17 protein-coding genes are annotated in these 22,815 nt (G+C 60.5%); 14 read left to right on the top strand and 3 right to left on the bottom strand.

What is annotated here, in order from left to right; translation table 11 throughout:
• The first annotated feature begins 2 nt into the window (after positions 1-2).
• From PEH01S_RS11325 to PEH01S_RS11300, 6 genes are all read left to right on the top strand, one after another.
• A complete protein-coding gene (locus PEH01S_RS11325) occupies positions 3-1,139 on the top strand; it encodes a cobalt-precorrin-5B (C(1))-methyltransferase (protein WP_127485504.1) in 1,137 nt (378 codons plus the stop codon).
• Between the two features lie 77 nt (positions 1,140-1,216).
• Positions 1,217-2,467: a bifunctional cobalt-precorrin-7 (C(5))-methyltransferase/cobalt-precorrin-6B (C(15))-methyltransferase gene (locus tag PEH01S_RS11320; RefSeq protein ID WP_025853119.1), complete on the top strand. Its 1,251-nt coding sequence runs from the start codon at positions 1,217-1,219 to the stop codon at positions 2,465-2,467.
• Positions 2,460-3,170, top strand: a complete 711-nt coding sequence (gene cobI, locus PEH01S_RS11315; RefSeq protein ID WP_025853121.1) for a precorrin-2 C(20)-methyltransferase — start codon at positions 2,460-2,462, stop codon at positions 3,168-3,170. Before PEH01S_RS11320 ends, cobI begins: the two co-directional genes overlap by 8 nt.
• Positions 3,171-3,947, top strand: coding sequence for a precorrin-4 C(11)-methyltransferase (gene cobM / locus PEH01S_RS11310; RefSeq protein ID WP_127485502.1), 777 nt, complete (start codon positions 3,171-3,173; stop codon positions 3,945-3,947).
• Entirely contained in the window at positions 3,947-5,200 is a 1,254-nt protein-coding gene (locus PEH01S_RS11305) for a cobalt-precorrin 5A hydrolase (RefSeq protein WP_246062889.1), read from the top strand. The genes cobM and PEH01S_RS11305 overlap by 1 nt, the downstream gene beginning before the upstream one ends.
• 77 nt (positions 5,201-5,277) lie before the next feature.
• On the top strand, positions 5,278-6,663 hold the full coding sequence (locus tag PEH01S_RS11300; RefSeq protein ID WP_127485500.1) for a cobyrinate a,c-diamide synthase: 1,386 nt from the start codon (positions 5,278-5,280) through the stop codon (positions 6,661-6,663).
• A 116-nt stretch (positions 6,664-6,779) separates the two neighbouring features.
• Here the strand turns inward: PEH01S_RS11300 and PEH01S_RS11295 are convergent, their stop codons facing one another.
• Together PEH01S_RS11295 and efeB are read right to left on the bottom strand one after the other, a co-directional pair.
• On the bottom strand, positions 6,780-7,421 hold the full coding sequence (locus PEH01S_RS11295; RefSeq protein WP_127485498.1) for a hypothetical protein: 642 nt from the start codon (positions 7,419-7,421) through the stop codon (positions 6,780-6,782).
• Between the two features lie 144 nt (positions 7,422-7,565).
• The gene (gene efeB / locus PEH01S_RS11290) at positions 7,566-8,879 is read right to left on the bottom strand and encodes an iron uptake transporter deferrochelatase/peroxidase subunit (protein ID WP_127485496.1); all 1,314 of its coding nucleotides are present in this window, start codon (positions 8,877-8,879) and stop codon (positions 7,566-7,568) included.
• 357 nt (positions 8,880-9,236) lie between these two features.
• Here efeB and PEH01S_RS11285 point away from each other — a divergent pair, with 357 nt between their 5' ends.
• Both PEH01S_RS11285 and PEH01S_RS11280 read left to right on the top strand, forming a co-directional pair.
• On the top strand, positions 9,237-10,259 hold the full coding sequence (locus PEH01S_RS11285; protein ID WP_127485494.1) for a LacI family DNA-binding transcriptional regulator: 1,023 nt from the start codon (positions 9,237-9,239) through the stop codon (positions 10,257-10,259).
• Between the two features lie 238 nt (positions 10,260-10,497).
• The gene (locus tag PEH01S_RS11280) at positions 10,498-13,791 is read left to right on the top strand and encodes an alpha-mannosidase (protein WP_127485492.1); all 3,294 of its coding nucleotides are present in this window, start codon (positions 10,498-10,500) and stop codon (positions 13,789-13,791) included.
• Positions 13,792-13,882: 91 nt separating this feature from the next.
• Here the strand turns inward: PEH01S_RS11280 and PEH01S_RS11275 are convergent, their stop codons facing one another.
• On the bottom strand, positions 13,883-14,344 hold the full coding sequence (locus tag PEH01S_RS11275) for a carboxymuconolactone decarboxylase family protein (RefSeq protein ID WP_025853134.1): 462 nt from the start codon (positions 14,342-14,344) through the stop codon (positions 13,883-13,885).
• Between the two features lie 494 nt (positions 14,345-14,838).
• On the opposite strand from PEH01S_RS11275, the gene PEH01S_RS11270 reads away from it, so the two are divergent.
• The 6 genes from PEH01S_RS11270 (at position 14,839) to PEH01S_RS11245 (ending at position 22,746) form a co-directional block, all read left to right on the top strand.
• Positions 14,839-15,222, top strand: a complete 384-nt coding sequence (locus tag PEH01S_RS11270) for a nuclear transport factor 2 family protein (RefSeq protein WP_127485490.1) — start codon at positions 14,839-14,841, stop codon at positions 15,220-15,222.
• A gap of 475 nt (positions 15,223-15,697) precedes the next feature.
• Positions 15,698-16,732: a phenylalanine--tRNA ligase subunit alpha gene (gene pheS / locus PEH01S_RS11265; protein WP_025853136.1), complete on the top strand. Its 1,035-nt coding sequence runs from the start codon at positions 15,698-15,700 to the stop codon at positions 16,730-16,732.
• Between the two features lie 23 nt (positions 16,733-16,755).
• A complete protein-coding gene (pheT, locus tag PEH01S_RS11260; RefSeq protein ID WP_127485488.1) occupies positions 16,756-19,206 on the top strand; it encodes a phenylalanine--tRNA ligase subunit beta in 2,451 nt (816 codons plus the stop codon).
• 121 nt (positions 19,207-19,327) lie between these two features.
• Positions 19,328-21,946, top strand: a complete 2,619-nt coding sequence (gene zapA / locus PEH01S_RS11255; protein WP_127485485.1) for a cell division protein ZapA — start codon at positions 19,328-19,330, stop codon at positions 21,944-21,946.
• Between the two features lie 3 nt (positions 21,947-21,949).
• The gene (locus PEH01S_RS11250) at positions 21,950-22,516 is read left to right on the top strand and encodes a CvpA family protein (RefSeq protein ID WP_127485483.1); all 567 of its coding nucleotides are present in this window, start codon (positions 21,950-21,952) and stop codon (positions 22,514-22,516) included.
• Positions 22,513-22,746, top strand: a complete 234-nt coding sequence (locus PEH01S_RS11245) for a hypothetical protein (RefSeq protein ID WP_127485480.1) — start codon at positions 22,513-22,515, stop codon at positions 22,744-22,746. Before PEH01S_RS11250 ends, PEH01S_RS11245 begins: the two co-directional genes overlap by 4 nt.
• Positions 22,747-22,815: the final 69 nt, after the last annotated feature.

The following is a 22,815-nucleotide window of genomic DNA, read 5'->3' as shown; positions in this document are numbered from 1 at the left end:
CGATGGCGGACGGCGGGGAAAAGGAAACGAAGCCGCTCCGGCATGGCTATACGACGGGCGCCTGCGCGACGGCGGCGGCTCAAGCGGCGCTTGAGGCACTAATTATGCAGGAGTCCCAGACGCAGGCGACCATTCGTCTGCCGATCGGGCAGGACGTGACGTTCGACATCGTCGCCTGCGCCTATGCGTCCGATTGGGCGTCCGCCGAGGTGATCAAAGACGGCGGCGACGACCCGGATGCCACGCACGGCGCGCGGATCATCAGCGAGGTGTTCTGGCGTGAAGCGCCGGGGATCGAGATCGACGGCGGCGTCGGGGTCGGCCGGGTGACGAAGCCGGGGCTGCCGGTCGAGGTCGGACAGGCGGCGATCAATCCGGTGCCGCGGAAAATGATCCGCGAAGCCGTCGAAGCGGTGCTGAACCGCTATGAGGTGAAGCGCGGCGTGCGCGTGGTCGTGTCCGTGCCGGACGGCGAGGAGATTGCGAAGAAGACGCTCAACGCCCGGCTGGGCATCCTTGGCGGCATCTCGATTTTGGGCACGCGCGGCATTGTGGTGCCGTTCTCAACAGCCGCATACAAAGCGAGCGTCGCGCAGGCGATCCGTGTGGCGGTTAAGGGCGGCTGCAGCCACGTGGTGCTGTCGACCGGCGGGCGCAGCGAGAAGTACGGCATGGAGCTGTACCCGGAGCTGCCGGAGGAAGCGTTTGTCGAGATGGGCGATTTCGTCGGCTTTGCGATTCAGCAGTGCGCGCGGCAAGGTATAAGCAAAATTACGCTTGTCGGCATGATGGGTAAATTTTCCAAGGTGGCGCAGGGCGTCATGATGGTGCATTCCAAAAGCGCCTCGGTCGACTTCGGATTTCTGGCGCGCATGGCGGAGGAAGCGGGAGCGCCGGAAGCGGCCGTCAAGGAAATTTTGCAAGCGAATACGGCGGCGCAGGTCGGCGATCAGATGCAGGCGCTGGGCTGTACCGCATTTTTCGACGTGATGTCCGGCCATTGCTGCCGGGAATCGCTGCGGGAAGCGGGAGCGTTTGGACCTGAGGCGAAGGTGCGGACGCCGCTGGAAGTCGAAACGGTGATCATTTCGATGAAGGGCTCGCTGTTGGGACGTAAAAGCATGACGAACGTGGTTTAACGTTCTGCTTGCAGAGAGGACGACGATTGACCGGACTCGGACTCCGGCAGGCGGGCAAGAAGGAAAGGGGTACACGCATGGGAGAAAAAATCGCAGTGATCGGGATTGGCGACGACGGAGCGGCGGGCTTGCCGCAGGCATATCTCGACCGGATTCGGCAAGCCGGGCTATTGATCGGCGGGGAGCGGCAGCTGCAGTTTTTTGCCGATGCCGCCGCTGAAAAGGTCGTGCTCAAAAGCGGGCTGTCCGAGCTGACGGAGCGCCTGAGGTCGGAAACCCGGAACACGGTGGTGCTGGCTTCGGGCGATCCGTTGTTTTACGGGATCGGAGGCTACTTGGCCGGCAAGCTGCCCGGGCAGGTGGAGGTTTACCCTCAGGTGAGCTCGCTGCAGCTTGCTTTTGCGCGGATCGGCGAGAGCTGGCAGGACGCTGTGGTCGTCAGCGTGCACGGACGCAGCATGCAAGGCTTGGCGCAGCGGATCGACGGCGCGAAGAAAGTGGCGCTGCTCACGGACGAGCACAATACGCCGGGGGCGATCGCGCGGTATTTGCTCAGCTTCGGCATGACCGAATATGACGTGTTCGTCGGCGAGAACCTCGGCGGAACCGCCGAGCGGACGGGCTGGTTCGGGTTGCAGGAGCTGGCGGATATGGCCGAGACGCATTTTTCGCCGCTCAATGTCGTCGTGCTGCGGATGCGCAAAGATGCCGAACCGCCGCGCTGGTCGCTCGGTATTGAGGATGGAGAGTTTGCGCAACGGAAGCCGGACAAAGGGCTCATCACGAAAAAGGAAGTCCGCGTGCTCAGCTTGGCGGCCCTGCAGTTGAAGCGGGACAGCGTCGTTTGGGACATCGGAACCTGCACGGGCTCGGTCGCGATCGAAGCGGCGAAAATCTGCCGCGAGGGCGCGGTCTACGCCATCGAAAAGAACGAAGGCGACCTGGACAATTTTCGCGAGAACGCCCGCAAATTCCGTACGGACATTACCGCCGTTCACGGCAAAGCGCCGCAAGGGCTGGAGCAGTTTCCCGATCCCGATGCGGTCTTTATCGGCGGCAGCGGCGGCGAGCTGCGCGAGCTGCTGGCCGTATGCTGCGCCCGGCTGAAGCCGGAAGGGCGGATCGTGCTGAATGCGGTCACGATCGAGAATTTGTCCGCGGCGGCGCAAGCTTTTGCCGAGGAAGGGTTCGTGACGGACATCACGCTGACGCAAGTGAGCCGCAGCAAGCCGATTTTGGACATGACGCGGTTTGAAAGCTTGAATCCGGTATACATCATCGCAGCGCGGAAGCGGACGGATAAAGGAGAGGACGGAACGGATGAGTAAGCTGGGCACGTTGTACGGATTGGGCGTGGGGCCGGGGGACCCCGAGCTGATTACAGTGAAGGCGTTCCGCCTGCTGAAGGAGTCGCCGGTCATCGCCTACCCCCGCAAGAAATCCGGAGCGAAAAGCTACGCTTTGGCCATTACGGAGCTGTACGTCGACACCCGGGAGAAGGAAATGGTCGGCCTGACCTTCCCGATGACGAAGGACCGCGAATCGCTGGAGAAGCAGTGGAACAAGACGGTCGACACCGTATGGGGCTATCTCAGCCAAGGGAAAAACGTCGCATTCGTCACGGAAGGCGATCCGATGCTGTACAGCACGTACATTCATCTGATGCGGCTCATGAAGGAGCGCCATCCCGAGGTGGAAGCCGTATCCATACCGGGCATCTCTTCCGTGCTTGCCGCTGCGTCAAGGCTCGGTCTGCCGCTGGCGGACGGAGACGAGCAGGTGGCTGTCGTGCCGGCGACCGACGATTACGATGCGATGCGCCGTGCGCTTGAAACGCACGACTGTGTCGTATTCATCAAGGTGGCGAAGGTCATCGACCTGATGCTGACCGTGCTGCGCGATTTGGGACTGGTCGACAAGGCGGCGGTTTTGACCAAGGTAACCTCTGCGGAGGAACTGATCTGGCGCAATATCGAGGAGCTGGCTGGCCGGGAACTGGAATATTTGACGCTGATGGTGGTGAGAAAATAGATGAAAATTTACATTATCGGAGCAGGTCCCGGGGACCCGGATTTGATCACCGTCAAAGGACTCCGCATCCTGCAGGAAGCGGACGTCGTGCTGTATACGGATTCTCTCGTCAACGAGGAATTGATTGCCCGGGCGAAGCCGGGGGCGGAGGTGCTGCAAAGCGCCGGCATGAGTCTGGAGGAAATGGTCGCCATCATGACCGACCGCGTTAAAGCGGGCAAGCTCGTCGCCCGGGTGCATACCGGTGATCCGGCCGTGTTCGGGGCGATTATGGAGCAAAAGGCGCTGCTCGCCAAAGAAGGCATCTCCTGCGAGATCATCCCGGGCGTCAGCTCGGTATTTGCGGCCGCAGCGGCGGTCGGAGCGGAGCTGACGATTCCGGAGCTGACGCAGACGCTCATTTTGACGCGGGCCGAAGGACGCACGCCGGTGCCGGACCGCGAGCAGTTGAAGGAGCTGGCGTCGCATCACTGTACAATCGCGCTGTTCCTCAGCGCGACGCTGACCAAAAAAGTCGTGCGCGAGCTGACCGAAGCCGGCTGGAGACCGGATACGCCGGTAGCAGTCGTGCAGCGGGCGACATGGCCGGATCAATTGATCGTCCGCACGACGCTGGAGAAGCTGGATGAGGATATGCGGACGAACGGCATCCGCTCGCACGCGATGATTTTGGCCGGATGGGCGCTTGACCCGAACATTCACGAGAAGGACGAATACCGCTCCAAGCTGTACGACAAATCGTTTACTCACGGCTACCGCAAAGGAGTGAAGGAATGATGAGCGCGAAGGGCGGGGACGGAGCGCGGAACGGGATGGTGGCGGAGGCCGCGTCGGCCGCAGCTTCTTTCGGAGGAACGGGCAACGCGCCCGAAGCCGGAGCCGCCGCGGGCGAGGGCGCCCAGCCCATTGCTTTGCAGGAAGGCGTGATCCCGGCGGTCCGTTTGAACGGTGATTACGCGGTCGTCGCCATTACGAAGCATGGGGTGGAGCTGGCACGCCGTTTGCGGAGCACCTTTTCCCATGCCGACGTGTATTACATGTCCAAATTTGCGCGAGGCGACGAAGCGGCCAAAGGCATCCAATTGTTCGAGGGCAGCGTGCGGCTGCTGTTTCCCGCGCTGTTTCCGGCGTATAAGGGCATTATTTGCATCATCTCGCTCGGCGCGGTGGTCCGGATGATCGCCCCGCTGCTGGAGGACAAAAAGAAAGACCCCGGAATCGTCGTCATCGACGACAAAGGGGAGCACGTCATCAGCGTGCTGTCGGGCCATCTGGGCGGAGCCAACGAGCTGACGCGCGAGGTGGCGGCGGCGCTGGGCGCAAGGCCCGTGCTGACGACCGCGTCGGACGTGCAGAAGACGATCGCCGTCGATTTGTTCGGCCGCCGTTTCGGCTGGACGTGGGAATCGGCCGACAAGCTGACGCCGGTCAGCGCGTCCGTCGTCAACGAAGAGCGCGTCGCCGTCGTCCAAGAGTCCGGGGAACCGGACTGGTGGCTGTACGATACGCCGCTGCCGCAGACGATCCGGGTGTACGGCGACGTGCGGAGCGCGCTGGCGGATGAGCCGCAGGCGGCGCTGGTGGTCACGCACCGGCTGCTGAAGGCCGACGAGGAAGCGATTCTCGCCAACGGCGTGCTGTACCGGCCGAAGGTGATTGCGCTCGGCATCGGCTGTAACCGCGGAACGGCGGCGGAGGAGATCGAAGCGGTGATCTGCGAGACGCTCGAAGAGCTGCGGTTTTCGATCCGCAGCGTCAAAGCGGTCTGTACGATCGATCTGAAGAAAGACGAGGAAGGGCTGCTTACCGTCTGCGCCAAATACGGATGGCCCCTCGAGTGCTATACGCCGGGCGAATTGAACGAGATGCCGATGGAAGAGCCTTCGGATACGGTGTTCAAGTTCACCGGCGCTTACGGAGTCAGCGAGCCCGCGGCCAAACGGTACACCGGTGCGGAGCGGCTGACGCTGACCAAAAAGAAAAGCGGCAACGTGACGATTTCCGTCGGGCTCCTGGCGTTTGGCAAGTAACCACTCACTCACGCGGCTGCTGTGCGTAACCGTAACGGGAATCCAAACTTTGCAGCGGAAGGGAGCCGATGAACCTCATGAACGAATCTAGAACGCACCGAAGCCTCGTCGTTGCCGGAACGGGAAGCGGAGCCGGTAAAACGACCGTCACCCTCGGCCTGATGGCGGCGCTCCGCCGCCGGGGAATGACGGTGCAGGGCTTCAAATGCGGCCCGGACTATATCGATCCGACTTATCATAAGGCGGTGACGGGCAGACCGTCCCGCAATTTGGACAGCTGGATGCTGACCGCGGACACGGTAAAGGAAATTTACGCCCGGGCTTCCCGCGATGCGGATATTTCGATCATCGAAGGCGTGATGGGATTTTACGACGGCAAAGACCCTTTGTCCAATACCGGAAGCACGGCGGAAATCAGCCTGCTGCTGGATTGCCCCGTCCTGCTCGTCGTCAACTGCCAAAGCATGGCCCGCAGCGCCGCAGCCATCGTCAAAGGCTTCCAGTGTCTTGAGCCGCGCGCCCGCATCGCCGCCGTATTCGCCAACAAGGTCGGCAGCGACGGACATTACCGGATCGTAAAAGAAGCGATCGAGCAGGAATGCGGCATTCCCGTCATCGGATACATGAAGCGGGAGGACGCGCTTTCCGTCCCCGAACGGCATCTGGGGCTCGTGCCTTCCATCGAGCGCGGGGAGCTTGGCGGTTTGTTTGAAGCGCTGGCCGACCGGATCGATCGGACAGTCGATATGGACCGGCTGCTGGAGCTTGCGCAAGCGTCCGAGCCTCCGGCCGTCCCGGAGCCGCGCTTGTTCGCCGAGCCGTCCCGCCGTTACCGCGTGCGGATGGCGGTTGCCCGGGACGCCGCGTTTCATTTTTACTACCCCGAAAATTTGGAGCTGCTGGAGCTGTACGGAGCGGAGCTCGTCTATTTCTCGCCGCTGGCGGGCGAGCCGCTGCCGGAAGACGTGCAGGGCTTGTATATCGGCGGCGGGTTTCCCGAGGAGTTTGCCGAGCGGCTAAGCGCGCAGGCGCAGGTCACGGACTCGATCCGCAGCGCCGTGGAGCGCGGGCTTCCGACGCTGGCCGAATGCGGCGGCTTTATGTATCTCACCGGAGCGATCGGGGATACGCAGGGGAGGAGCTATTCGATGCTGGGCCTCGTGCCGGGTCAAGTGACAATGCAGACCAAGCTGGCGGCGCTCGGACTGCGGGAGGTTACGGGGGCGGAAGGCAACTTTTTGCTGCCCCGTGGAGAGACGGCCCGTGGGCACGAGTTTCATTACTCGGTCTATGAGCCGCAGTCGGAGCTGCCTCACGCTTACGAGACGAAGGGACTGCGCGGCGCGAAAAAGGACGGGTGCCTGCTCCATCGGACGGTGGCCGGCTACACGCATTTGCATTTTGCCTCGAACCCCGGCATCGTGGCGCGCTGGCTGGAATGCTGCGAAGCGTACGGTCGATAGAGGTCCCGCGGATGCGGAAGTAAGCTTTGAATACATGTAAAAAGAGGGCTAACCGGCGGTCGGTCGCACGACTCGTCGTTAGCCCTTTTTGGCGTATATTGCGGCTTCATATGCAGCTAAATCGTCCATTGATCATGAACGATGCCGACCAAATACCAGCCTTGACCGTGCTTTTGGAACACGAGCCTCAGACTGCTCCAGCCCATTTCGTTATTGTCCGCGCCGCGGCTGAAATGGTACTCGACAAAGATCGAATGCGGGTATGCTTGGCGAATGTTAATAATCGAGTTGCCCTGCTTCACAATCTCATTGTAGCCGATTTTTTCCGGCTTCGCATAATCCCGGTCATACACGAAACGCTTGTAATAATCTTGGAACGTCAGTTGGATCGGGGCGCCGCTGCCGTCATAGGTTCCCCAGGTATACACGGTTTTGTCTTGAAGCAGCGCCGGAAGCTGTCCGGCTTTAACAATCAAGTCGTGGTTTGCATCGACCGTAGCATAGGGGGAAAAGCGGACGCCCTTTTCCGGGTGGACGTACCGCTGCAGCTGTTTCATATCCCGATGCTTGAGTGCTGCAATGACGGCTTCCGCTTGTTTGGCAATGACCTTCTGTGCCTCGGCCGGGGATAACGTCCCGGAATCTCTCGGACCCGGCTCCTCGCCGGATACGATCTGCGAAAACGGATCCGGTTGAAGAGAGGAGGCGAGCGGTGCGAGAAGCAGCGTCAGCCCCAATACAACCGTTTGAACAAGCACGAAACTTCACCTCTATTTCCTATAAAAATTTGGGACTAGCTTAAGGTTTCCTATGGTCCGGGTAGTTATGTGTACGATATACCCCAATCCGATCCGATAAAAACGGCTCCGTCGCGTTTCTACCAGGAAAGAGGCGAGCGGAACCTAGCGGCTTCCGGAGCGAAATAGCGTCTCGCCGACAAAGCCGTCTTCTCCAGCACCCGGCGGACAAGCGAATACGGCGCTGGACACATGTGAAGTGAATTTATTGAGCGCATCCAGCTTCGCAAGAAGGGACAGCATGGGAATGAACTGCCGCTTGACGCTCCGCTGGAAGCTGATAAAAAAGAGGCCGGCATCCCAATCGCCTGTCCCCGCATCAATACCGTCCACGTAGGAATAAGCCCGGCGAAGCATTTTCGTTCCTGCGCTGCGGGCCAGCCATACGTGCGAGCTCGCCGGAAATTGGCTCAGCGGAGCCGGATCGAATTCGTTCTTTTTGCCGAAAGGAGCGCCGCTCTCCTTCAGCCGGCCGAAGGTGATCTCTTGCTCGGCCAGCGTGGACCGGTCCCACGGCTCCAGAAACATGCGAATTTTGCGCGCGACCAGATAAGTGCCGTTCGCCATCCATGCAGGCCCGTCGGACGACGCTGCCCAGACATGCTGCGATCTCGCCGCTTCCGAATCGAGCTCGCGGTTGGCCGTGCCGTCCTTGAAGCCAAAAAGATTTCTCGGCGTCTGACCGTCAGGGGCTCCGATATATCCGTTCTGCACCCATCGGATTGCCGCCGTGCCCTTGGAGGCTCTGGCCAAATTGCGGATCGCATGGAAGGCCACGCCGGGATCGTCTGCGCAAGCTTGCACCCCGATATCTCCGCCGCACCATTGGGGATCGAGCCGGTCGCCGGGCATGGGCGGAATATCGGATAATTCGGCCGGCTGCTCGGAGGCAAGGCCGAAGCGGTCCTTGCCGTTGCTCTGGAACAGCGTGGGTCCGAACCCGAACGTGAGGGTAAGATTCGAAGGGGAAAGCCCTTTCGTTTCCCCGGTATCCGCCGGCGGCGAGGTGACGTCTCCGCCTTCTCTCCGAGGCTTCCCTGCTGTCATGACAGCGCTGGCCGCAGACCATTCTTGCAATAACTTCAACAGCTGCCCGGCATCCTGATGCAAAATATCGAATGCGGCGAAGCATACGTACGGCTGCTGAGGGGTGATGATCCCGGCCTGCTGCAAACCGTAAAAAGGGACGGCACCGCCCGCCCCCGCTTGAGGCTTCGCCGCTTGCGCGCCGGAGCCCGGCCCCGGATCGGCACGCTTAAGAGACATTAGGGTCGCCATTCCGCTCATGCCCAGCACAACACCGGTTCCGGCAATGGCAGTCAGCTTCAGCATCTCGCGGCGGCTGATCGATTCAGGCTCCGTTTTCGTCCGGTCCTCTTCGGCTGCGTTGTTTCTTTCTTCCTCCGGCGTACTGTTCATTGGACAAGCCCCCTTGTTTTTATATGCGTCAATCCCGGCAAATCCGGCGATGTTTGGTGCAACGAGCTTTATAACCGCATGCGGGGAATCGTGCAAAACGAACCGCAGCGCTTCCCGCGTTAACGGGTATTCTGGCTCTCGGCGTACTGTGTTGGATGAAAGAGACCGTTTGGTTTCTTTTTTACAATAATTCAGAATATAGCTGTTTTCAACCGTCTTATGTTACGAATTTGCGACAGCCGTTTCCGGCACAAAGATCTGCGAGTTGAGGAAGGAAGCCAAGGTGGGGCAAGCGTAAAAATGTCATTGACCGCCAATTATAACACGTGTTATTTTAAGCGTAGGAGGGATTTGAACTTGAAACGCGTAACAAGCTTTGATGTAGCGGCAAAAGCCGGTGTCTCCCGCAGCGTCGTCTCTGCGGTGCTTAACGGCACGCCGGGAATTGGCGTCAGCGAGGAGAAGCGGCGCGCCGTGCTGCAGGCGATCGAGGAGCTGAATTATGTCGTCGACGCGCAGGCCCAAGGGATGCGGACCGGACGAAGCCGGTGCATCGCGGCATGCGGCGATCTGTATAATCCGCTGTTCGCGCAAATGCTGGAAGGGCTGCAAAAGGCTTGCGCCGAGCAAGGGTACCACGTCCTGCTGTACGGGGGCACCCCGCTTTCGTCCGATCGGCAAGGCCTGGTCGAGCTGTTCTTGCAGCGCCGGATCGACGGCATCGTCACCAAGGACTCGACGAGCTTTCAGGACGACGAATGGCGGAGACAAGTCGAACGTCACCGCATCCCTTACGTGTCGGTGGAAGGGTATCCGGAAACCGCGGAGGTCGCTTCCGTACAGATGGACTATGCCCAAAGCATCCGGACCGCCCTTGATTATGCTTGGAGCAAGCTCGGCAAGCCGTTGACCTACGTCGAGCTGTATAACGGTCCTGCACATCAGCCGAATTGGGGGGACCGCCAGCGGACGAAGGCTTACGCCGATTGGATGCGGGAGCGGGGCATGGAGCCGCGCATTCGGGTAAAGCCGCAGGCCGAATGGCCGGAGGACAGCGGCTGGTGGCGGGAACTGCTGAGAAGCGGGTCCGAGACGCCCGGCTGCTTGACGAACTGGTCCCGTGCGGCGGTGTCTTTGTACCGCGCCGCTTTCGAGTCGGGGATGCGTATCGGTCAAGATTTCTTCGTTATGGCTGCGGACAATACGGAACGGCTGAATGCAGGGCTGGTCCCCTCGTTAAGCGCCGTGGAGGTTCCTTATGCGGAAATGGGCGAAGCCGCGGGCAACCGGTTAATCGAATACATCGAGGGACGGAGAGAACGGACCGACACAGCCCGCATGTGGCTGCCGGCCAAGCTGATGGCGCGGGAAAGCTTGTAGCCCCCCGTGCCAAGTTGTACAGCATCTGCCGTTTTTGGCGCATGAAGGTGAAGAGCGGGCATGTTCCGGAAGAGCTCACGGACAAATAAGGTGACCGAACGGTGGCGAAGAGGATTAATCTTTTTCAGCCGGCTTTGCTTTTACGCTCACGGCAAGAGCAATATTTTTTTACAGTCTTATAACACGTGTTATAAACTTGTTAAACCATCTATTTTCGTTTATGAAAGGATGATCGGTCATGTTATGGACGGAAGAAAAGCTTGCTGCGCGCATCCGGGAGCTGGACCGGTTCCGCTACCGCGATGAGCGCGACGTTACCGCCATGCTCCGGCAGTTTGATCCGGAGGGAAGGATTGCGGCCTACCCGCCGGAGGAAGGCGAATGGGAGCCTGTCCATATCGGCGACCGTTGGACGGGGCGCGATCTGTACATGTGGCTGGCCTTCGACGCGGACATTCCGGCCGCTTGGGCGGGCAAAAAAATACTTGGCCGCTTCGATTTCGGCCGTACGGGCGGGGGCGGCAACAGCGGCTTCGAGTCGCTGCTGTTTTTGAACGGGCAGCCTTACCAGGGGGTGGATACGAATCACGGCGAAGTATTCCTCCCGCCGGATGCGGCAGGCACCACGGTGCGCTTCCGCTTCCGGCTGTGGTCCGGGCTGAACGGCTACGAGCCTGCCGCTCCGATCGAGCATCGGCTCAGCCTTGCGAAGCTGTGCTGGCTGGACGAAGCGGCGGACGACTTGTTTTACACCGCCCGCGCGGCGCTTCAAACCGTCGAGCGGCTCGGCGACCACCAGCCGGAACGCCATGAGCTGCTGTCGGCGCTCGACCGGGCTTTCCTGCGCATCGACTGGTCGTCTCCCGGCTCGGAGCCGTTCTATGCCTCGCTCGAAGCCGCCCGCGATCTTCTGCGGCAGCAGCTGGAGGGCATCCCGAAGCATCATCCGGTTACGGTCCGCTGCATCGGGCATACGCACATCGACGTCGCCTGGCTGTGGCGGCTGAAGCATACACGCGAGAAGGCGGCGCGGTCGTTCTCCACCGTGCTCCGCCTGATGGAGCTGTACCCGGATTACGTCTTTTTGCAAACGCAGCCGCAGCTTTACGAGTACCTGCAAACGGATTATCCGGCGCTGTACGAGCAAATCCGCGAGCGGGTCGCCGAGGGCCGCTGGGAAGCGGGCGGCGCGATGTGGCTCGAAGCGGACTGCAACCTGACGTCGGGCGAGTCGCTGGTACGCCAGCTGCTGTACGGCACACGTTTTTTCCGGGACCAGTTCGGCGTAGAATGCCGCTATCTGTGGCTGCCCGATGTGTTCGGCTACAGCTGGGCGCTGCCGCAAATTTTGAAAAAGTCCGGCATCGACATGTTCATGACGACGAAAATCAGCTGGAACCAGTACAACCGCATGCCGCACGATACGTTCCGTTGGCGGGGAATCGACGGCAGCGAGGTGCTGACCCACTTCATCACGACGCCCGATCCGGGCGGCAGCGAGGGAGCCTTCTATTACACCTATAACGGCAGCATTACCCCCGACTCCGTGCAGGGGATCTGGGAAGGCTACCGCGATAAGGAGTTGAACCGGCATCTGCTGCTGTCTTACGGCTATGGGGACGGCGGAGGCGGCGTGAACCGCGAAATGCTGGAGATGCGCCGCAGGCTGGAGTCGATGCCCGGGCTGCCGCATGTCACGACGGGCCGGGCGGACGAATATTTTGCCGAGCTTCAGGAGCGTATGGCGGCCACCGACCGGTATGTCCATACTTGGGACGGGGAGCTGTATCTGGAGCTGCACCGGGGAACCTACACGAGCCAGGCCTACAACAAGCGGGCGAACCGGAAGCTGGAGCTGCTGTACCGCGAAACGGAATGGCTGAGCGTGCTCGCTGCGCTGCTCGGCGCAGGCTGGTCAAGCTACCCGCAAAGCCGTCTGTACGAAGGCTGGAAAATCATTTTGCGCAACCAGTTTCACGACATCATCCCCGGTTCGTCGATTGGCGAAGTATACGGGGACTGCCGGGAGGAATATGCCGAAGCGTTCGGTATCGGCTGCGAGGCGTGGATGCGGGCAACGGGAGGACTGATCCCGAGTGGGGCGTCCACAGCCGGGTATCCAGCGGACGCGCCACGCGGCATGCTGGAGGCGGCTTTCGAATCGGCGTCTTCGGAGGAAGCGTCCCCGGAAGGCGTCAAACCATCCTCCGGTGAGTCCGGTGCGCCGGGCGTCCGCTATGTCACGCTGTTTAACGGGGCATCCTGGGAGCGGGCCGATACCGTCCGCCTGACGGCTCGTCCGGGCATGGAGCAGGGCTGCTGGCGGGATGCTCATGGCCGCATGCTTGCGTCCCAGCGATCGGGCAGGGATTGGCTCGTAAATACGAGCGATCTGCCTTCCATGGGCTACACTATCGTGCAGTTTGAAGCGGGAAGCGGTGGCAGCGAGACCGGGCCGGAAGCGGGAAACGCGCCTTTTCGGATCGGGGCCCGAAGCCTATCCACGCCGTTCTATGACATCGAATGGAACGAGCAAGGCCAGCTGACGCGCCTTTACGATAAAGCGGCAGGCCGCGAGGTGCTGGCTCAGGGGCAAGCGGGAAATGTGCTGCAGGTGTTCGAGGATAAGCCGAAGGGACGGCACGAGGCTTGGGACATCGATATTTTTTATCAGGAAAAAATGGAGGCGGTTAGCGTCCTGACGCGGGCCGAGGTGACGGAAACCGGCCCCGTCCGGGCGGTTGTGCGGTTCGAATGGACGTACCGGCAATCGGCTGTTGTGCAGGACATGATTTTGTATGCGGCAAGCCGCCGGATCGACTTCGCTACGAATGTCGATTGGCACGAGCAGCGGAAGCTGCTCAAGGTCGCTTTTCCAGTCGATATCCGCGCCACCGAAGCAACCTACGACATTCAATTCGGGAACGTCAGGCGCCCGACGCATTGGAACACGAGCTGGGACTATGCGCGTTTCGAAACGGTCGGTCATCAGTGGGCCGATCTGTCCGAGCGCAATTACGGCGTCAGCCTGCTGAACGACTGCAAATACGGCTATGATATCAAGGACAACGTCATCCGCCTGTCGCTGATCAAATCGGCCATGGTCCCGGACCCCCGCGCCGATCAAGGAGAGCACCGGTTCGCGTACGCGCTGCTGCCCCACGAAGGAGACTGGCACCAAGGCCGAACCGTACAGGAGGCATGGGCATTGAACAATCCGGTGACGGCGGTATACGGCAAGCCGGAACGGAGCGCCTTGTCGCTGCTTTCCTTATCTGGTACCGCATCCGGGCACGTCATGATCGATGCGCTCAAACGGGCCGAGGACAGTGACGCCGTCGTCGTACGGCTGCATGAGTTCGCCGGAATTCGCGGCGAGGTGAGGCTGGCAAGCGATCTCCCGGTTGAGGCTTGGCAGGAGCTGGACCTGATGGAACGCCCCGCAGGCGAGAGGCAGGAAGGGGACGCGATTGCTTTTGCCATCAAGCCGTACGAGATCAAGACGCTGCTGTTGCAGCTGAACGGACTCTAAAAAATGAAAAAGGATAGAGGCGCAGAAGCAGCTCTGCCGCTCTATCCTTCTATTAGCTTACCCGACCAGAATCCCGTCACCGCCAGTCCTTTTACTTGGCAGACTGCGGGTCCAAGCAGCCCGGGAACATGCCGGTAGAGATGGCAATCCGGTTCCAGCCGTTAATCGTGACGATGGCCATAATCAGCGCGACATATTGGCTTTCGTCGAAATGCTCCCGTACCCGCTCGTACAAGCTTTGCGGCACTCCGCCGTCTGCGATCAGCGTCACGGCTTCCGTCAGCTCAAGAGCTGCCCGTTCCGCTTCCGTAAAAAATGGCGATTCCCGCCAAACGGTAATGAGATGAATGCGGTGGTCGTTGCCGCCGGCTTTCAGCAGCGCCTTCGTATGCATGTCGACGCAAAAAGCGCAGCCGTTGATTTGCGACGCCCGGATCTTAATCAGCTCATAGAGCGTGTGGTCCAGCCCGCTGCTTGCGATAAATTTCTCCAAGCCGAGCATTGTTTCGTATGCTTTCGGATTCACTTCGTAATGATTCATTCTTACCTTCATAGAGATCCGCTCCTTTGGTTTTTGTTTTTCTTTGCTTGCACTCCTAAGACGATACGGGTTTATTTTTTGTGACAGGACCAATTCCCGCTTGCCGCTTTCGCGCCGATTGCTTATAATACCTATAAATTCCATAAACCAAAATGCATGGACGGAGAAAAGTAAGCAGCGCCTCTTGACAGGGAGGAGACGCCGGAGATTGAGAGCGTGTCCGAAGAACCAGGCTGCCGAAGTTCGCTCCCGAGCAGTCCTTTGAAACCGTGCGGCCTATCCGGCCCGTCGGCAAGTAGGAGGAACCGGTCCGAACGCAAGTTCCCGAACCGTTACAATCAATGAAGGAAGAAGACAACGGGCATCCTCCGTGCCGAATGGCGCAGGCGGCTTAACCGGTCTTCTGAACAAGGGTGGTACCGCGGCTTTTTCGTCCCTTACCGGGATGGAAAAGTCTTTTTTGCGTGGTCCCAAGCCATGCACAATCGAAAAGGAGGCTTATTTCTATGAACAACGAGCAAAAAGAAGCGATGATTCGCGAGTATGTCCAGCACTACAATTCTTTTGATATTGACGGCATGGTGTCGCTTCTGCACGAGGAGGTCCGGTTTCGCAACGTATCGAATGGCGAGGTGACGGCGGAGACGTCAGGCGTCGAAGCGTTCAGAAAGTTGGCCAAGCAATCGGCCTCTTTGTTCAAGAACCGCTGTCAAAAGGTGCTGAGCTCCTGTTTTCATGAGGACCAGCTTGAAGTTGAAATTGACTACGAGGGCACGCTTGCGGAAGATATTCCGGGCGGGCCGAAGGCCGGGGAGCTTATTAAATTACAGGGCTTCTCGCGGTTTGCTTTTCAAGACGGAAAAATCTTCGCCATTGAGGACCGTTCCTAATCCCTTCCGCCGTCTTGCTTCCCGCATGAACATGCTGTGAACTGCGCCGTTTGCGCTTGCATTCGGACGCTTGTTTGCATATAATACTTCTCATATACTGAATACTGCCAAATGCGTTGACGGAGAAAAGTAAGCAGTGCCTCTTGACAGGGAGGAGACGCCGGAGATTGAGAGCGTGTCCGAAGAACCAGGCTGCCGAAGTTCGCTCCCGAGCAGTCCTTTGAAACCGTGCGGTCCATCCGGCCGTCGGCAAGTAGGAGGAACCGGTCCGAACGCAAGTTCCCGAACCGTTACGTTCAATGAAGGAAGAAGACAACGGGCATCCTCCGTGCCGAATGGCGCAGGCGGCTTAAACCGGTCTTCTGAACAAGGGTGGTACCACGGCTTTTTCGTCCCTTACCGGGATGGAAAAGCTTTTTTTGCGTTCGCGGATACGGCGCAGGCGGAAATCATCATACAAGGAGGGAATGCAGGCATGAAAGAACGATTGCTTACACTGAAGGAAGAAGCGCTGCGCGAGCTGGCTCAAGTGGAAAACCAGCAGCAGCTTGCCGACCTTCGGATCAAGTATTTGGGCAAAAAAGGCCCGCTGACGGAAATTTTGCGCGGGATGGGAGCTTTGAGCGCGGAGGAGCGTCCGGTCATCGGTCAGGTGGCGAACGAGGTTCGCGGCGCGATCGAGGAAGTCATCGAGGCGAAGCAGGCGGAATACACCGCGGCGGAGACGAACGCCCGGCTTGCGGCGGAGCGAATCGATGTGACTTTGCCGGGACGTCCGGCGGCGCGCGGCGCGGCACATCCGATCAGCAAAGTGATTGAGGAGATTGAAGACATTTTTATCGGCATGGGCTACACGGTGGCCGAAGGTCCCGAGGTGGAGCAGGATTACTATAACTTTGAAGCGCTCAACCTGCCGAAAAACCACCCGGCCCGCGACATGCAGGATTCGTTCTATATTACTGACGAAATCTTGATGCGCACCCACACGTCTCCGATGCAGGTCCGCACGATGGAAAAAATGAAAGGCCACGTGCCGGTCAAAATCATTTGTCCGGGGCGCGTGTATCGCCGCGACGACGACGATGCGACGCATTCCCACATGTTCACGCAGATTGAAGGCCTTGTGATCGACAAGGGCATCCGCATGAGCGATTTGAAAGGGACGCTGCTGCAGTTCGTGCAGGAGCTGTTCGGGAAGCAGACGCAAATCCGGATGCGCCCGAGCTTCTTCCCGTTCACGGAGCCGAGCGCAGAGGTCGACGTTACCTGCGCGATGTGCGGCGGCGAAGGCTGCCGGGTGTGCAAGCATACGGGCTGGCTCGAAATTCTCGGCTCCGGCATGGTGCATCCGCGCGTGCTCGAGATGGCGGGCTACGATCCGGAAGTATACAGCGGCTTTGCGTTCGGTCTGGGCGTCGAGCGGGTTGCCATGCTGAAATACGACATTGAAGATATCCGGCATTTCTATACGAACGATCTGCGCTTCTTGAAGCAGTTCGTGCATTTGTGAGTGAGAGGAGCGTGGGCTAAGTCATGAAAGTATCTTATCAATGGTTGTCGCAGTATGTGGATGTCAGCGGCTATTCGGCCGCCGAGCTGGCGGAGAAGCTGACACGGAGCGGCATTGAAGTCGATATCGTGGAAAGCCGTAACAAAGGCGTGTCGCAGGTGGTTGTCGGCTTCGTCAAATCGCGCGAAAAGCATCCCGACGCCGATAAGCTGAGCGTTTGTATCGTCGACGCAGGCCAAGGCGAGGATCTGCAAATCGTTTGCGGGGCCAAAAACGTTGCCGCAGGGCAAAAGGTGCCCGTCGCCGTCGTCGGCGCGAAGCTGCCGGACGGCCTCGTGATCAAGCGGGCGAAGCTGCGCGGTGTTGAATCGCAAGGCATGATCTGCTCGGCCAAGGAGCTTGGCTTGAACGACAAGCTGCTGCCGAAGGAAATTCAGGAGGGCATTCTGGTGCTGCCGGAGGATACGCAGGTCGGCGCAAGCATCCTCGATGTCCTCGCTTTGAACGATGAAGTCATGGATTTCGACCTGACGCCGAACCGTTCCGACTGCCTTAGCATGCTGGGCGCAGCGTACGAGATCGCGGCGATTCTGGGCCGCGAGGTGAAGTTGCCGGATCCGGAAGCGGGACTGAACGACAGCGCGGCGGCCGTCCAAGCGGCTGAACGGATTTCCGTGGAAATTTCGGCTAAAGAGCAGTGCTCGCATTACGCTGCGCGCCTGATCGATGGCGTGAAAATCGGCCCGTCGCCGCTGTGGCTGCAAAACCGCCTGATGGCTGCCGGCGTGCGCCCGATCAACAACATCGTCGACGTAACAAACTATGTTATGTTCGAATACGGCCAGCCGCTGCACGCTTTCGATGCGGATCAGCTGAACAACGGCCATATCGACGTGCGGCTTGCCCGCGAAGGCGAGAAGCTCGTGACGCTGGACGATGCGGAGCGGACCTTGGAGCCGCATATGCTGCTGATCACCGACGGGGTGAAGCCGGTCGCGATCGCGGGCGTCATGGGCGGCGCGAACTCCGAAGTAACGGACGGAACGACGCGTATTCTGCTTGAATCGGCCAACTTTGCCGGTTCCTCGGTCCGCAAAACGTCGCGTCAGCTCGGGCTCCGTTCGGAAGCGTCGCTGCGCTTCGAGAAGGAAGCGAATCCGGAAGCGGTCATTCCTGCGCTGAACCGCGCGGCGGCGCTTATTGCCGAGGTGGCGGGCGGCCAAGTGGCGTCCGGCATCGTCGAAGCGGTAGCGGGAGAGCGCAAGCCGGTGCAAATCGAGCTGACCGTAAGCCGTATTAACGGATACCTTGGAACAGAGCTTTCGCTTGAGGAAGTGAAGGCGATTTTCGAACGGCTGAATTTCGTTGTCGAGCCGCTGGAGCAGGACGGACTGCTGGTGCATGTGCCGAGCCGCCGCGGCGATATTACCCGCGCCGTCGATCTCATCGAGGAAGTGGCCCGTCTGCACGGCTACGACAACATTCCGACCACGCTGATGAACGTGGTTACGACGCCGGGCGCGCTTACCCGGGAGCAGGCGATTCGCCGCTTGACGCGGACGCTGCTGACGGGCAGCGGCCTGCATGAGGCAATTACGTACACGTTCACGCATCCCGAGCAGATCCGCCAGTATACGGGCGCTTACCCGGATGCGAAGCCGATTGCCCTGGCGATGCCGATGAGCGAGGAGCGCAGCGTGCTGCGCACGAGCCTGATCCCGCATTTGCTCGATGTTGCGGTGTATAACCGCAACCGGAATCAGGACGACGTCGCCGTGTTCGAAATCGGCCGCGTGTTCGTCACCGGTGAGGAATCGCTGAGCCGTCTGCCGGAGGAAAAAATGCAGCTTGCCATCCTGCTGACCGGCAAACGAAGCGAGCTTCATTGGACCGGCAAGCCGGCCGATGTCGACTTCTACGATTTGAAAGGCATCTTCGAAGGGGTTGCGTCTTATCTCGGGATTGAAAACATCCGGTATGAGGCCGCCGAGCCGGAAGGCTTCCATCCGGGACGGACGGCGCTGATCGTTGCCGAAACGCCGAATGGCAGCCGGGCCATCGGAAAGCTCGGTCAGCTTCACCCGGCGCTTCAGCAGCAAAAGGACCTGGCGGACACGTATGTCCTCGAAGTGGAGCTGGATGCGCTCGCGGAGCTGGCAAGCGACAGCTTTGCCTACCGTCCGCTGCCTCGTTTCCCGGCAATCGGCCGGGATATGGCGCTGGTCGTGGACCGAAGCATTCCGGTCGGCGATCTGCTCGCGAAGGCGCGGGAAACCGCAGGCAGCCTGCTCGAATCGATCCAGGTGTTCGACATCTACACCGGCGAGCGGCTTGGTGCGGATAAGAAAAGCGTGGCCATATCGCTGGTCTACCGCACGCCGGAGCGGACGTTGACGGACGAAGAGGTCAGCGAGCTGCACGGCCGTGTCGTAGCGGCTCTTGAGGCCGGTTTCGGCGCCGAGCTCAGGAAATAATTCCCTTGCCTTTTGTCAGCTAAAAGTCTGAAAAAGACAGCAGGAAAAGCGATTCTCCGTATCGAAGTCTATAGGATACGGAGAATCTTTTTTTTGTGTTTCGGAAAGGGGAGCAAGGCGCATGAGCGGTGAAGATAAAGTTCGGATGACCGTCGATATTTATGGTACCCAGTACAAGCTGGTTTCCAAATCCAGCCCTTCCTATATAAAGCAAGTTGCCTCTCTGGTAAACGACCAAATGCACAAGATCGCGGAGAGCAGCCCGCGGCTTGATTTGCCTAAAATCGCGGTGCTCGCGGCCGTTAATATAGCGGACGAATGGAGCCGGATGCGTCAGGATTTTGAATCGGTATTGGAACGTCAGCGGCAGCTCGAGCATGCGAGCGAAGAGTTGGAACGGTTAAGCGAGCGCCATGTGCAGCTTCAACAGGAGCTGGAGGCGGAGCGTGAACGGCTGGCGAAGCTCGAAGCGGAGCGCGGAGAGCAGCAGGCTTCGCGGGAGCGCGCCGAGACGGAAGCGGCAGCGCTGCGGGCCGAGCTGGAACCGCTTCGCGAGCGTCTGTCTACGCTCGAAAGCGAGCTTGCCGAAAGCCGGGAGAGGTTGACCGGCCAGTTGGAGCTGAGCGGCGAGCTTGAGCGCAAGCTCGCCGAGACGCTGGAGCGGGCACGCGAGTTCGAGGGGCGCTGCGCCGCCGAAGCGCAAGAAGCGGAGCGCCGCGGGCAGCGGATCGTTGAGCTGGAGCAGGCGAAGCATGAGCTGGAGCTCCGCGCGGCCGAGCAGGACAAGGAGCGGGACAGCTTGCGGGCGAGAATCGCTTCGCAGGAGGCGCAGCTTAGCAAGCAGGCGGAAGCGGAGCGTCAGACGCAGGAGCGGCTGACGGCGCAGGAGAAGCGCGCAAGCGAGCTGGAGCAGCGGCTGCAGGCGACTGAGCAGGCGCGTGGTGAGGCGGCGAAACGGCTCGCGGAGCGGGAACAGCAGTACGCCGAGCTGAGCGACCAACTCGACGGACTGCAGGAGCAGCTTTCCGGCCAGCAGCAGGAGATCGAGCTGCAGGTGGCGCTTTATAACGAGCTGCAGGAGCTGAGCGAAGCGAAGGAACGCGAGCTTCGGGAGCAAGCGGCTGCTGCGGAGGCCAAGCTGGCGGAGCAGGCGCGCGAAGCGGAGGCGCAGGCGGCGGCAGCGGCCGCGCAGCAAGCGGAGCTGGAGCGGCAGCTCTTAGCCGAGCGGGAGCGCAGCCGCGAGGAAGCAGCCGCGGCAGAGGCGCTGCTGGCGGAGCAGGCGCGCGAAGCAGAGGCGCGGCAAGCGGAGCTGGAGCTGCAGCTCGCGGCCGAGCGGGAGCGCAACCGGGAGGCGGTAGTCGCGGCGAAAGCGATGCTGGCGGAGCAGGCCCGCGAAGCGGAGGTACGCTACGCCGAGCGTGCGGCGGAGCTGGAGCAGGTGCTCGAAGCGCAGGCGGCGGAAGACGCCGCGCGCTTGGCGGCTCGCGAAGCCGAGCTGCAGCGCGAGCTGGCGGAGCTTGAGCAGCGGCGCGCCGCCGAGAGCGCGGAACTGAAGGAGCAGAAGCGCCGGCTGGAGGTGCAGCTTGGCGAGCAGTTGGAGAAGATGCGCGAGCAGCTGCAGCGCGGCGAAGGGCTGCAAGCGGAGCTGGAAGCCCTGCGCGGAAAACAGCGCGAGCAGGAAGAGGAGCTTGCGCTGCAGCAGGAGCTGTACAACGAGCTCGAAGGCGAGCTGTCCGCTTTGCGGGAGCGCAGCGGCGCCCAGGAAGCGGAGCTGCAGCGGAAGCTGGAGACGTTGGAGCGGCAGCGCGCCGCAGAGCTCGCCGAGGCGGAGCAGCGCACGCAGGCCGCAGAGCAGCGTCAGGCGGAGCTGGAGGCGCGGGCAGCCGAGAGCGACGCCCGGCTCGCGGCCCGGGAAGAAGAGCAGCGCCGGCAGCTGGAGGCACTGGAGCGGAGGCGCGAAAGCGAGCTGGCCGAAGCGAAGAAACGCTTCGACGAAGAAGCGGCTGCCTTGGCGGCGCGCATCGCGGAGCTCGGACAGCAGCTTCGCGAGCGGGAGGCCGAGCTGGCGCTTGAGCTGGCCGAACGGGAGCGGCGCAGCGAGACGCAGGCGGCGCTGGTCGAAGAGCTGCGGGCTAAGCTTCGCGAGCAGGAAGAGGAGATTGGCCTTCATCAGGAGCTCTATGATGAATTGCAAGGGCAGCATGACGAGCTGGCGCGGCGTTTGGCCGAGCAAGAAGCGGGTCTGCGCGAAGCGGCGGCGGCGCAGGAGGCGCGTCATGAGGAGTTCCGGCGCCTTCTCGGCGAGCGTGAACGCGAGCTTGCCGAGCTGCGAGGAGAACGCGAAGCGGCTGTAGAGCTGAGCCGTGCCCTGCAGGAGCAGTGTGCCGCGCTTGAGGATCGGCAGCAAACAGCGCAGAGCGAGCGGGAGACGCTGGAGCAGCGGTTGGCTGCGCAGGAAGCGAGAATCGCCGAGCTGACCGAGCAAGCGCAGCAGGGAGCTCAGCTGCGGATCGAGCTGGCCGAGCAGAAGGACGAGCTCGAGCTTCAGGTCGAGCTGTACAATGAGCTTCAAGAGCAGCTCAATGAACAGCTAAAACAACACAAAGCGCTGCAGGCCGAATACGGGCAGCACCAGGAGAAGGCGGAGCAAGTATTCCAAGAATTGCAGAACTTGAAATCCGAGTACGAGAAGCTCCAGATCGAATATAACGAATGGATCGAGCTCGTGGAGAAGGAATAGCGGATGAACGGATTGGATTACACCGTTCTGGCGGTGCTCGCCGTCGGAACGGGCTTAGGGTTCGCGCGCGGCTTTATCGGCCAACTGGTATCGGTCGCCGGTCTCGTGGCCGCGTACGTGATCGCCTTTTTCTTTTATGACGACGTGGCGCCGCTGGTGGGCAGTACGCTTGCGCTATCCGGGCATGAAACGTACCAGAAGTATGAATTTTTAGCAAAAGGCTTGAAGCTGGACACTTACGTGTATAATGCGCTGGCGTTTGCGCTGTTGTTCTTCGGGGTCAAAATCGCGTTCAGCATCGGCGGACGGCTGCTGAACTGGCTGGCCGCCGCGCCCGGAATTAAGCAGGTCAATCAATGGAGCGGCGCCGCGCTAGGCTTTGCGGAAGCGGCGGTCATCGCGGTGATCGCCGTCCATGTCATGACCGTGATCCCGAACGACGGCGCGCAGAATCAACTCAAAAACTCGATGCTGACGCCGTACGTCCTGGAGCATACGCCGATTTTGACCGATAAGCTGCAGGAGCTCTGGAACAATCACAGCGGCCGGGTCAAAGCGGGTGAATCATGAATCCGCAGATAGAAGGACTGAAAAGGGCTTGCTTCACCGCTTGGAACAAACCAAGCTGCGGAAGCAGGCCTTTTTTAAAATTAACGATTAAAATGCTTTTGCCTGCGCATGGAAGGAGCGTGGCTGCTTCATCGGAAGGCGGCGGTCAAATTGACGGCCAGCTGTTCATTCCACGCACGCAGCGTGGTTTCAGCATCGACCTTGGCTCTTTAACCACGCCGCATGGTTGATTATGATCAATGCAAAAAAGCCCCGTTCGTCCCGGAGGACAACTGGAGCCGCTTTGGAAAGGTTCGCCT

The organism is Paenibacillus ehimensis NBRC 15659 (assembly GCF_004000785.1).
GTDB classification, from domain to species: Bacteria; Bacillota; Bacilli; order Paenibacillales; family NBRC-103111; genus Paenibacillus_G; species Paenibacillus_G ehimensis.
This window is presented reverse-complemented; position numbering and strand designations above follow the sequence as displayed.

Coding starts and splice junctions, on each gene's coding strand:
- cobM (WP_127485502.1), top strand. CDS start 3,171: ATGAAAATTTACATTATCGGAGCAGGTCCCGGGGACCCGGATTTGATC.
- efeB (WP_127485496.1), bottom strand. CDS start 8,879: ATGAACAGTACGCCGGAGGAAGAAAGAAACAACGCAGCCGAAGAGGAC.
- cobI (WP_025853121.1), top strand. CDS start 2,460: ATGAGTAAGCTGGGCACGTTGTACGGATTGGGCGTGGGGCCGGGGGAC.
- PEH01S_RS11300 (WP_127485500.1), top strand. CDS start 5,278: ATGAACGAATCTAGAACGCACCGAAGCCTCGTCGTTGCCGGAACGGGA.
- zapA (WP_127485485.1), top strand. CDS start 19,328: ATGAGCGGTGAAGATAAAGTTCGGATGACCGTCGATATTTATGGTACC.
- pheS (WP_025853136.1), top strand. CDS start 15,698: ATGAAAGAACGATTGCTTACACTGAAGGAAGAAGCGCTGCGCGAGCTG.
- PEH01S_RS11280 (WP_127485492.1), top strand. CDS start 10,498: ATGTTATGGACGGAAGAAAAGCTTGCTGCGCGCATCCGGGAGCTGGAC.
- PEH01S_RS11270 (WP_127485490.1), top strand. CDS start 14,839: ATGAACAACGAGCAAAAAGAAGCGATGATTCGCGAGTATGTCCAGCAC.
- PEH01S_RS11245 (WP_127485480.1), top strand. CDS start 22,513: ATGAATCCGCAGATAGAAGGACTGAAAAGGGCTTGCTTCACCGCTTGG.
- PEH01S_RS11275 (WP_025853134.1), bottom strand. CDS start 14,344: ATGAAGGTAAGAATGAATCATTACGAAGTGAATCCGAAAGCATACGAA.
- PEH01S_RS11250 (WP_127485483.1), top strand. CDS start 21,950: ATGAACGGATTGGATTACACCGTTCTGGCGGTGCTCGCCGTCGGAACG.
- PEH01S_RS11305 (WP_246062889.1), top strand. CDS start 3,947: ATGAGCGCGAAGGGCGGGGACGGAGCGCGGAACGGGATGGTGGCGGAG.
- PEH01S_RS11325 (WP_127485504.1), top strand. CDS start 3: ATGGCGGACGGCGGGGAAAAGGAAACGAAGCCGCTCCGGCATGGCTAT.
- pheT (WP_127485488.1), top strand. CDS start 16,756: ATGAAAGTATCTTATCAATGGTTGTCGCAGTATGTGGATGTCAGCGGC.
- PEH01S_RS11320 (WP_025853119.1), top strand. CDS start 1,217: ATGGGAGAAAAAATCGCAGTGATCGGGATTGGCGACGACGGAGCGGCG.